This window comes from Oxynema aestuarii AP17 (assembly GCF_012295525.1).
Taxonomy (GTDB): Bacteria; Cyanobacteriota; Cyanobacteriia; order Cyanobacteriales; family Laspinemataceae; genus Oxynema; species Oxynema aestuarii.
This window is the reverse complement of sequence record NZ_CP051167.1, coordinates 2,094,585-2,106,246: the sequence shown is the minus strand read 5'-3', so window position 1 is coordinate 2,106,246 and position 11,662 is coordinate 2,094,585. Positions and strand designations below refer to the sequence as shown.

The window sequence follows — 11,662 nt, the reverse complement described above, 5'->3', positions numbered from 1 at the left end:
CTCGGAACCTTATTTAACCGGATGGAATCGAGATTGTTTTTATCCTGCTTTAATCAAGGCAAAACAGGAGATTAAACAATTCGTTCCGATCCGCGTTTCCGAACAAAAGTCCAGTCGTCGTTCTGCGGTCAAAACTGAAGCGACTGAGGTAGTTTGTCCGCAGTGCAAACGATTTATGACTAAGGTTTTTTGGCGATCGCCCAAACTTAAAGCCGAGCATTTTCTCAGTTGTAGCGATCGTGAGGGAGGATGCGGAACGGTGATGTTTCTAAATCTTGCTACCCTGCAATACGAACTCCCTTATTCCCAGCAAAAACCGGATTCGACGAAGTGAAGCGAGCATCCTTGTCCTCAATGCGGACAACCATTAGAACCTCACGAATATACTCGCGAAGGACAACAGAAAATCATGTTGCACGGTTCCAATCCCAAAACCCGCCAGAACAACTGTAAAGAGGTTGCTTTTTTTACTCCAACTATATTTTTAAGTGGCTTTTTTTGGAAAAACCGTCGCGATCGCCGACCCCGTAAGCGTTCTAGAATTCAGTCAAGACAAGGGTTTTCCTAGACTGACAGAAAAGGGATATTCAGCAGAAAAGAGACCGAGAGCACCTACCCGCTTCAATGGTTTGAGCGAAAGCACCTGCGAACTTGACTGAGATTAAGGAGCGACGAGCATGGAGGGATTTGAACCCCCGACCCTCAGAACCGGAATCTGATGCTCTATCCACTGAGCTACATGCCCTTACATTTCTCTATTCATACCACATTTTTCACTCAATAGCTAGGGGTAAAAATATGGTTTGTTAATTTGCAGGACAGTTGCAAAGGCTGAATCCTTTATCTGGTAAGCATTTCATGGTTTTATAATAGAATGATTCCATGTTTCATTTCCCAGATGTCATCCCCGAAAGTAAGCTCGACCCCGATCCAGTTTCTCTCCGGCAGTGCCCTACTCGTTTGTTGCACCCTGCGTCCCCTCCCTCTTCGATATTTTTAAAACCTTGCGCGAAACTCACCGCTTGCCGTTAGGAATTGACGAGTATTTAACCATTTTGCAGGCATTGCGCGGTGGGTTTGGATTGGAAAATTGCCAAGAATTAGAACAACTGTGCTGTCTGGTATGGGCGACATCCGAGGCGGAACAAAACACGGTGCGCCGAGAACTTGCAAAAATGTGGCGACAAATCGAGCTACGCCCTCCGCAGAAAAAACCCGAATCCACTCCAACGCCGATCGCCGAAACCGAGACACAACCGACGCCGGAAACTCCGACTCCCGAAGCGCCGCCAGTGGATTCACCTCCCCCAACGCCAAAACCTGAAGCTACACCTGAGATAACGCCGACGCCGGAACCCCAGAATACCTTTACAGTGGTCGAGGAACCCGTGCAAACCGTGCAGGCAATTCGCGATTCTGCGCCACAGATAGAACTTCCACGCCCGCGTTATGCCTTGCAGAGGGAATATTTCCCGGTGACGCGCCGGGAAATGAAGCAGTGTTGGCGCTATCTGCGGCGTCCCCTGCGGGAAGGAGCGCCCACCGAGTTGGATGTGGAGGCGACGGTAGAGAAAATCGGGCGGGAGGGGATTTTGCTGGAACCCGTACTGGTTCCCCGTCGGGTGAATCGCACGGATTTAGTGATGTTGGTGGATGTGGAAGGGTCGATGGTGCCGTTTCACGGGTTATCCCGGCAATTGGTGGAAACGGCGCAACGCGGGGGACGACTGCGACAGACGCGGGTTTACTACTTTCACGATTATCCCGATCGCTATTTGTATCGACATCCGGGACGATTTCAGGCACAACTGATTGAGGAAGTTTGGCAAAACATTGGGGAACGGGCGGTAGTTTTAATTATCAGCGATGCGGGGGCTGCACGGGGAAATTACGATGAACAACGGGTGAAAGCAACCCAAGAGTTTATCGAACAGTTGCAGCGATCTGTGCGATATTTTGCTTGGTTAAATCCAATGCCAAGTGAAGATTGGCAGCAGAATACCGCAGGGGAAATTGCGCGGTTTGTGCCGATGTTTGGGTTGAGTTTGCATGGGTTGAATCGGGCGATCGCAGTTTTGCAGGGGCGATCGCCCAAACCCTAAACATCCGGGGTAAATTCTACCTCTGGAATTGATGCGATCTAGGAAATAGGGACAAAAAAGAACGAGGTACTGTAAAGTTGGTAGACTAGAATAAAAAAGTAAGCAAACAGGAATAGAAATCTTAATTTTTTGAAAAAAATCATGACTGAGACAGTAAAGAAAAGCGATTTACCGCCATTTTTCCCAGACCATACCCAATTACCCGAATCTGACGGTACGTTTGTGAAAAATTTTCAAGAACATCCGCAAAGTCTCCTACTTACTGACTCCCTGACCTCTACCCTGCAACGGCTACATCCAGACGGCTATTATTGTATCGGTCAAGATTGTGGGATTTATTGGCGCGAAACCGACCCGCCGGAAAAAGGTGCAGAGGCTCCCGATTGGTTTTACGTGGCAAATGTACCACCGAAATTGCAGGGGCAATATCGCCGTTCTTATGTGATTTGGCGAGAACATATTGCGCCGACTATCGTGTTGGAATTTGCCTCGGGAGATGGTAGTGAGGAACGCGATCGAACGCCATTATATCGGAGCGATCGAGGGGATGTAAGCAAACCGGGTAAATTTTGGGTTTACGAGCAGATTATTCGCGCACCTTATTATGGAATTTTTTCAATTCAAGATAACAGTTTAGAAGTCTATCATCACGTCGATGGATTCTATCAGCCGATGACCCCCAACGATCGCGGACATTATCCAATTCCCCCGATGCAAGTAGAGTTGGGAATTTGGGAAGGAACCTATCAAAATCAAACCCAACAATGGTTGCGCTGGTGGGATTTGGAGGGCAATCTATTACTTATCGGTCAGGAAGAAGCACAAAAGGAACGCCAAAAGCGCCAACAGTTAGAGGAGAAAGTGCGATCGCTCTCTCCCGAACAATTAGCGAGTTTGGGAATTGATTGGGATGCGATCGGCTAAATCGCTGCCAATTGCCACCACAATACTAGAAAATTGGGTTAGAGGACGGGCTATGACTGCCACACAAGCGAGAGAAAAGCGAGTTGCCGTGCGACAGAGGAAAGGTCGCTTCACCCAAGGATTTCTAGCCACCAGTCGCGCCAACCCCAAGAATAACAGCACCGAGAAATGGGGGGTATCCCTGCCATACTTGCGGCAAGTTTTAGAACACAGTCCCGTCAAACAGCAAATCGCGATCCTCGACTGCTGCCATTCCGGGGAACTCTTCAATTATCAAGAAGCAGACCCGGGACAATCGGAACGAGTGACGCGCTGTTTGATATCCGCTTGTGGCGCGCCGGAATTGGCGTATGAGTCCACCACAGCCGAACATAGCGTATTCGCCGAGGCATTATTGCAAGGGTTGCAGCAGGAGGGCGTCGTGAGTACCGTCACCCTCTCTCATTATCTCATCCAAGCGTTAGAACCTTGCGGGCAAACCCCAAAAGCTATCAACCGCGACGGCGAGATTATCTTAATCGACCCGGACAAAGAACCGTTACGGGAACGCGAGAAAGCGGTGGTGACGGGGAAAAATCCCTATAAAGGATTGGCCGCCTTTCAAAAAGAAGACGCCCCCTATTTCTTCGGTCGCCAAGACCTGACGAAAACCTTAGTCAATCGCATCCATGACGATTCATTTTTGGCAGTATTGGGGATTTCTGGCAGTGGGAAATCCTCGGTGGTCAGGGCCGGATTAATTCCCGAATTGGAGAAAGGAGATCGCTTCCCCGACACCCAATCCTGGAAAATTTACGACCCCTTCAAACCCGGAGACGACCCCCTAGAGAGTTTAGCCCGCGTCTTGGTGGACGAACGCCATTCCTTCGACCGGGTTAACGCCGAACTCGCCCAAGGGGCCGAAGGCTTACAACGGCTGATTGCCGAAACCGAAGCCCCGGCGGTGGTGTTGGTCATAGATCAATTCGAGCAAATTTTTACTCAATGTCAAAGTCACGCCAAACGCCAACAATTTTTGGATTGTTTATTGGGGGCATTAAACCATTGTAGGGGCGATTCGCGAATCGCCCCTACACCAGGGGCAATTCAAACCCGACACACCCCCCACATCGACTCCGACCCCCCCCTTTCCAAGGGGGGCCGGGGGGGATACTCCCCCTCCCTACGGGTCGTAATCACCATGCGGGCGGATTTTGTCGGGGAATGTGCCGAATATCCCCAACTGGCGCAACTCATCGAAACGAATAATAAAATTGTTGGCCAAATGCAGGAGGCGGAGTTACGCGAAGCCATTGCTAAACCCGCCGAGAAAGAAGGATGGACCATCCCGGAAGACCTGCAAAACGAGATAGTGAAAGACGTGCAGCAGTCCCCGGGAAGCTTGCCCTTATTGCAATACCTCCTGTACGAACTGTGGGATTGGAGAGATCGCGGTTTGAAGGTGAAAACCTACCAAGACATGGGCGGCGTACTCGGAGCCCTACAAACGCAAGCGGATAAGATTTATAACTCCCTCGACCCAGAAGAAAAGACCGTCGCCAAGAGCATCTTCCTCGAACTCACCCAACTGGTAGAAGAGGACAAACCCACCTGCAGACAAGTCCGCAAAACCCGGTTAACCGACTTACCCCCCTCCCCAGAAACAGTAGAAACCGTACTGGCGAAATTAGAAGACGCCCGCTTAATCGTCACCGGCGAACTGCAAGCCAGAGGGAACAACGGGGATAAAATCAAGGTAGTGGATGTCGCCCACGAAGCGCTGATTCGCAACTGGGAGACCTTAAAGCAGTGGCTAGGCGAAAACCCCGAAATCAAGCGTCAAAGAGACGAAATCCAATGGACAGCCCAAGAGTGGGAAGACTGGGGAAAACCGCGAAATCCCGAAGATTTACTTCGAGGTATTCGCTTAGCTGAATTTGAAGCCTTTCTTAAGCGCTATCCAGAGGAGCTTTCTTCGGTTGCTATTGAACTCATTCAACTGAGTATTGAAGCTCGTGACCGAAGGGGAATTCCAGGAATAGTATCTAAGGTTACTGATTTTTTCAAAAACCATGAGAAATGAGAATCAATGAGTTTCTACTCATTATGATTTCATTAGAGATGTTTTGTGTATATCCCCCTCTATAGATTTTCACACAAACGGAAATGACGGGGGACGAAGGCTTGAGGTCAAACCTCCGCCCCACCCTTCACTGCATTTATTTCGCCAACCACATGCGCAAGAGGGCGAGCAGTTCCTCGGTGTCTACGGGTTTGGCGATGTAGTCCGACGCCCCCGCCGCGATGCATTTTTCCCGATCGCCCTTCATCGCTTTTGCCGTGAGGGCGATCGTCGGTAGGAATTGAAATTCCGGAATTTTGCGAATCGCTTCCATTGTTTGATAGCCGTCCATTTCCGGCATCATAATATCCATCAGCACGATTTTGATGTCCGGGGTGGACTGGAGTAACTCGATCGCGTCGCGGCCATTTTCCGCGTACACCACCTCCATCCGATACTGCTCTAACATGCTCGTCAGCGCAAATACATTGCGAACGTCGTCATCGACAATCAACACCTTTTGACCCACTAACACGTCGGTGGAGGGTGCGGCGGGATCCTCGCGCTTCACTTCCTCCCGGACGGCGGGTGCTACCGGAGTGCGATCGCCTGCCACCTGCGGCACTGGCGGCATCGGCGGGGGCGATGCTTGTGCAAGTTCCTCTAGGGGAAGACGCGGCGGCGCCTCCGCTACGAGAGGCGTTGCGGGAAGCTGACGATCGCCATTCGGGGATGGACTCGGACGGAACACCTCCATCTGTTCCTCCAAATCCTCCAACGAGCGATCGTCCTTGCGAATCACCGTATCCGCCATCCGCTTGAGTGCGGCTTCTTCCGGTGGCGTTAACTCCTGTCCGGTGTAGACAATAATCGGCAATTCCCACAAATTCAGCTCGTGACGAATCGCTTTGAGTAACTCCAACCCATTCGCCAACGCCAAATCCAACACCACCCCGTCGACGCGATTGCCGCGCAAACAGTCCAACGCTTCTGGAACCGTATTCGCGGCGATCGCCTGCACGCCGCGTTCCTGGAGCGCTTGTATAAAACTGTTGCGCTGGGTCACATCGCGGTCCACCACTAACAACCGTTTCGATTCGCCTTCCTTCGGCGTCTGTACCGGAGGTAAAATCGCCGCAATCCGGTCGAACGCCTGGGCCAATTCCTCCGGCGAAATGGGTTTGAGTAAATAAAATAACGCCCCGAGTTGCAATCCCCGTTGCTGTTCCTCCTCCACCGAAAGAATCTGCACCGGAATATACCGTGTATTCGGATCGTCCTTCAACCGACTGAGAACCGTCAAACCATCCATCACCGGGAGGCGAATGTCGAGCAGAATTGCATCCGGTTTGAACTGCTTCGCTAAAAACAAACCCGTATCCCCTTGCAACGCCACCAGACATTTAAACCCCCGTTGGCGACCCATATCTAAAAGGATGCTGGCAAAATTCACATCATCCTCGACGATCAACAACGTGCGATCGCCCGTCCGGATCGCATCCCGGTCGTCGGCGATCGGCGACGGGGGCGGCGTAATGTGAGAGATTGTCGAAATTAACGACTCCGACGGCGGACTCGCCACCGTTTCCCGGGGCCGTTCCGTCTCGACCGCCGCAGGCTTCGGGGGTTGTTGGGGTTGCGGCGGTCCTTCCTTCGGCTTCTGCACCGAACCCATATACCGTTCCGGTAAATATAAAGTAAACGTGCTACCGATATTCGGGGTACTGGTGACCGATAAATCGCCGCCGAGTAACCCGGCGAGTTCGCGGGTAATCGACAAGCCCAACCCCGTCCCGCCGTACTTGCGGCTGGTGGTACCATCGACTTGCTGGAACGCCTCAAAAATCACGTCTTGCTTGTCTTCCGGGATGCCGATCCCGGTATCCGTGACCGCAAAGGCGATCGCGCGATCCGCGCGATCGAGAAACGGGTGATTTGGCTTCCAACCCGACGTGACCCGACGGATATTTAATGTGACTTTTCCTTGTTCCGTAAACTTAAACGCATTCGAGAGTAAATTTTTGAGAATTTGCTGCAACCGTTGATTGTCCGTATAAACCGATCGCGGCAACCCCTCCTCACAAGTAATTTCAAAATCGAGTTTTTTCTCAAACGCCACTTGGTGGAACGTGCGATCGAGATAGTCGTGCAACTCCTTCAACGGCATTTCTTGCACCTCGATTCGCATCTTACCCGACTCGATTTTTGCCAAGTCCAAAATCTCATTAATTAACGTCAACAAATCCATCCCCGCCGAATGGATCGTCTTCGCATACATCACCTGGCGATCGCTCAAATTCTTATCCCCATTGTCCGCCAACATCTTCGCCAAAATCAGCAAACTATTAAGCGGCGTCCGCAACTCGTGGGACATATTCGCCAAAAATTCCGACTTGTACTTCGACGTTTGCGCCAACTGCGCCGCCTTCTCTTCCAACGCCAACCGCGCCCGTTCGATTTCCTGATTCTTGCGCTCCACTTCTGCATTTTGCGCCGACAGCAACCGCGCTTTTTCTGCCAGTTGTTCGTTCGTACGCTGTAACTCTTCCTGCTGCGTTTTCAACAACTCTTCCGATGCTTTCAACGATTGCGCCTGTTGTTCCAAACGCTGATTCGTTTGAGTTAACTCCTTCTGCTGTTTCTGCTGTTCTTCCGTCAGCAACTGCGACTGTTTCAGCAACTGTTCCGTCCGCATCGAGGCGCCGATCGTATTGAGAACGACCCCGATACTTTCCGTGAGTTGGTCTAAAAACTTGAGGTGAATGTCGCTGAAGCGTTGGAACGACGCCAACTCCAACACCGCCGTCACTTGTCCCTCAAACAACACCGGAATCACTACAATATTGAGGGGAGACGCCTCGCCCAAAGCCGAACTAATTTTAATGTAATCCGACGGAACCTCGGTCAATAAAATTGTTTCCTTTTCCAGGGCGCACTGTCCGACCAAACCTTCCCCTAAATGGAACGTATTCGAGAGATGTTTGCGATGACGATAGGCGTAGGTACTGACCAACTTCAGGAACGGTTCGGCGATCGCATTTCCCGGCGTCGCATTGACATTTTCCATCAAGAAAAACGCCCCGTGGTGCCCCGAAACTAACGGCGCCAGTTCCGACAGAATCAACTTAGACACCGCCTGTAAATCGCGCTGCCCTTGTAAAATCCGGCTGAACTTCGCTAAGTTCGTTTTCAGCCAATCTTGCTCGTTATTTTTCTGCGTCGTCTGGCGCAAATTGGCGATCATCTGATTGATATTATCCTTCAGCGCCGCCACTTCTCCTTGGGCTTGGACCGCGATCGATCGCGTCAGATCCCCCTTCGTCACCGCCTTCGCCACTTCGGCGATCGCCCGAACCTGAGTGGTCAAATTCGCCGCCAACTGGTTGACATTATCCGTCAGATCTCGCCACGTTCCCGACGCCCCCGGAACCCGCGCCTGACCGCCTAACTTACCCTCGATCCCCACTTCTCGCGCTACCGTGGTCACCTGTTCGGCAAAAGTCGCCAGAGTTTCCACCGTCGTATCGATCGTTTGCGCCAGGGCGGCAATTTCTCCCTTCGCCTCCACCGCCATCTTACTCTTGAGGTCCCCATTCGCTACCGCCGTAATTACTCGGGCGATTCCGCGAACTTGGGCCGTTAAATTACTCGCCATCGAGTTGACATTATCGGTGAGATCTTTCCAGGTTCCCGCCACCCCTTCGACGTGGGCCTGACCGCCTAACTTACCCTCGGTTCCCACTTCCCGCGCCACCCGGGTGACTTCGGAGGCGAAGGAACTGAGACGGTCCACCATCGTGTTGACCGTATTTTTCAACTCCAGCATCTCACCTTTGACATCGACGGTGATTTTCTTCGATAACTCGCCGTTGGCGACCGCCGTGGTCACTTCGGCAATGTTGCGAACTTGGGCCGTTAAATTGTTCGCCATCAAGTTAACGTTGTCGGTGAGGTCTTTCCAGGTTCCGGCGACCCCTTTCACTTGCGCCTGACCGCCGAGTTTGCCCTCGGTTCCCACCTCTCTCGCCACCCGGGTGACTTCCGAGGCGAAGGAACTGAGGCGATCCACCATCGTATTAATGGTATTTTTCAACTCCCAAATCTCGCCGCGTACATCGACGGTAATTTTTTTAGATAAATCGCCGTTGGCGACCGCCGTGGTGACTTCGGCGATGTTGCGAACTTGGGCGGTTAAATTGTTCGCCATCAAGTTAACGTTGTCGGTGAGGTCTTTCCAGGTTCCGGCGACCCCTTTGACGTCCGCTTGACCGCCGAGTTTGCCCTCGGTTCCGACTTCTCGCGCCACCCGGGTGACTTCGGAGGCGAAGGAACTGAGTTGATCGACCATGGTGTTGACGGTGTTTTTGAGTTCGAGGATTTCGCCTTTGACGTCTACGGTGACTTTTTTGGATAAATCGCCGTTGGCGACGGCGGTGGTGACTTCGGCGATGTTGCGAACTTGGGCGGTGAGATTGCCCGCCATCAAGTTAACGTTGTCGGTGAGGTCTTTCCAGGTTCCGGCGACTCCTTTGACGTCCGCTTGACCGCCAAGTTTGCCTTCGGTGCCCACATCTCGCGCCACCCGGGTGACTTCGGAGGCGAAGGAACTGAGTTGATCGACCATGGTGTTGACGGTGTTTTTGAGTTCGAGGATTTCGCCTTTGACGTCTACGGTGACTTTTTTAGATAAATCGCCGTTGGCGACGGCGGTGGTGACGTCGGCGATGTTGCGAACTTGGGCGGTTAAATTGCCCGCCATGGAGTTGACGTTGTCGGTGAGGTCTTTCCAGGTTCCGGCGACGCCGGGAACGTCGGCTTGACCGCCGAGTTTGCCTTCGGTTCCGACTTCGCGGGCGACGCGGGTGACCTCGCTGGCGAAGGATCCGAGGCGATCGACCATGGTGTTGATGGTGTTTTTGAGTTCGAGGATTTCGCCTTTGACGTCTACGGTGACTTTTTTGGATAAATTGCCGTTGGCGACGGCGGTGGTGACGTCGGCGATGTTGCGAACTTGGTCGGTGAGATTGTCCGCCATGGAGTTGACGTTGTCGGTGAGGTCTTTCCAGGTTCCGGCGACCCCCTGGACGTGGGCCTGACCGCCGAGTTTGCCTTCGGTTCCGACTTCGCAGGCGACGCGGGTGACTTCGCTGGCGAAGGATCCGAGGCGATCGACCATGGTGTTAATGGTGTTTTTGAGTTCGAGGATTTCGCCTTTGACGTCTACGGTGACTTTTTTGGATAAGTCGCCGTTGGCGACGGCGGTGGTGACGGCGGCGATGTTGCGAACTTGGTCGGTGAGGTTCTCCGCCATGGAGTTGACGTTGTCGGTGAGGTCTTTCCAGGTTCCGGCGACCCCTTGGACGTGGGCTTGACCGCCGAGTTTGCCTTCGGTTCCGACTTCCCGGGCGACCCGGGTGACTTCGCTGGCGAAGGAACTGAGGCGATCGACCATGGTGTTGACGGTGTTTTTGAGTTCGAGGATTTCGCCTTTGACGTCTACGGTGACTTTTTTGGATAAGTCGCCGTTGGCGACGGCGGTGGTGACGTCGGCGATGTTGCGAACTTGGGCGGTGAGGTTGTCCGCCATCAGGTTGACGTTGGTGGTGAGTTCTTTCCAGATGCCTCGAACTCCTTGGACGTCGGCTTGACCGCCGAGTTTGCCTTCGGTTCCGACTTCGCGGGCGACCCGGGTGACTTCGCTGGAGAAGGATCCGAGTTGATCGACCATGCTGTTAACGAGTTTGGCGGTTTTGAGAAATTCGCCTTTGAGGGGGCGATCGTCGAGTTCGAGGGGGATTTTGTGGGAGAGGTCGCCGTTGGCGACGGCTTGGATGACGCGGGTGGTTTCGGTCATCGGCTGTACGAGGTCGCCGATTAGGGTGTTGACGGATTCGATGCAGGTTTTCCAGGCGCCGTTGTTGCCGTTGAGGGTGGCCCGATCGCCGATTTTTCCTTTTTTGCCGACGACTTCGCCGATGCGTTGGAATTCGCCGACCATTTGCTGGTTTTGTTCGAGGATTTCGTTGAGGGTGTCGGCGACTTTGCCTTCTAAGCCCGTATGGTGTAGGGGCATTCGGGTGTTGAAGTCGCCTTGTTTGAGGGCGTTGAGGGTGGTGAGGAGTTCGTTGAGGAGGTCGTTGTTGTTGGCGGGGGCGGTTTTGGTGGTCGTCGGCATGGTTCGGTCTGCGGTGGTGAGGTTAGGAGGGCAAGGGAAAGCGAGGGCGAGGCGATCGCGCTGTTGTTTCCGGGTCTAGTTTTCGATCCGTCCCGGATGGTTGGTTTTCCGTGCGTTTTTGCCGCGATCGCGACTTCCCTATCAAAAACGGTAGATGCAAAGGTCGATGATTCCGGGGGACAGGGTCTAGTCTAGGTTTCCCGGATTGAAGGGCGATGCTTTTCCCACCCTAACTCAGGAGTCAGTATTTTTACTAGGGGAATTTGCGCAAGCAAGAGATCCCTGGACAGATCCCGCGATCGCTCCCTTCTCTCGTTGTAATTTTTTGATGAATTTTAAGATTGCTTTTTTATCAAAGAAAATTGATTTAATTAGCACAATAGCCTTTTAGTAATGGTTTTAGCGATTTAACTTTTTGAA

At 52.6% G+C, this 11,662-nt stretch carries 5 protein-coding genes and 1 tRNA gene; 4 read left to right on the top strand and 2 right to left on the bottom strand.

The features are described from left to right. Positions 1–175: 175 nt before the first annotated feature. Positions 176–334: a hypothetical protein gene (locus HCG48_RS08475; protein ID WP_168568764.1), complete on the top strand. Its 159-nt coding sequence runs from the start codon at positions 176–178 to the stop codon at positions 332–334. Between the two features lie 338 nt (positions 335–672). On the opposite strand, the gene HCG48_RS08470 is transcribed toward HCG48_RS08475, so the two are convergent. After that, positions 673–745 (bottom strand) — tRNA-Arg (locus tag HCG48_RS08470). 202 nt (positions 746–947) lie between these two features. Here HCG48_RS08470 and HCG48_RS08465 point away from each other — a divergent pair. The 3 genes from HCG48_RS08465 to HCG48_RS08455 all read left to right on the top strand — a co-directional run bounded on the left by HCG48_RS08465 (position 948) and on the right by HCG48_RS08455 (position 5,088). Further along, positions 948–2,102, top strand: a complete 1,155-nt coding sequence (locus tag HCG48_RS08465; RefSeq protein ID WP_168568763.1) for a hypothetical protein — start codon at positions 948–950, stop codon at positions 2,100–2,102. Between the two features lie 141 nt (positions 2,103–2,243). Next, complete coding sequence (locus HCG48_RS08460; protein ID WP_168568762.1) at positions 2,244–3,026, top strand: Uma2 family endonuclease; 783 nt, start codon at positions 2,244–2,246, stop codon at positions 3,024–3,026. 52 nt (positions 3,027–3,078) lie between these two features. Next, a complete protein-coding gene (locus tag HCG48_RS08455) occupies positions 3,079–5,088 on the top strand; it encodes an nSTAND1 domain-containing NTPase (RefSeq protein WP_168568761.1) in 2,010 nt (669 codons plus the stop codon). Positions 5,089–5,224: 136 nt separating this feature from the next. Here HCG48_RS08455 and HCG48_RS08450 read toward each other — a convergent pair whose 3' ends face one another. Continuing rightward, positions 5,225–11,242, bottom strand: a complete 6,018-nt coding sequence (locus tag HCG48_RS08450; protein ID WP_168568760.1) for a HAMP domain-containing protein — start codon at positions 11,240–11,242, stop codon at positions 5,225–5,227. Between the last annotated feature and the right edge of the window lie 420 nt (positions 11,243–11,662).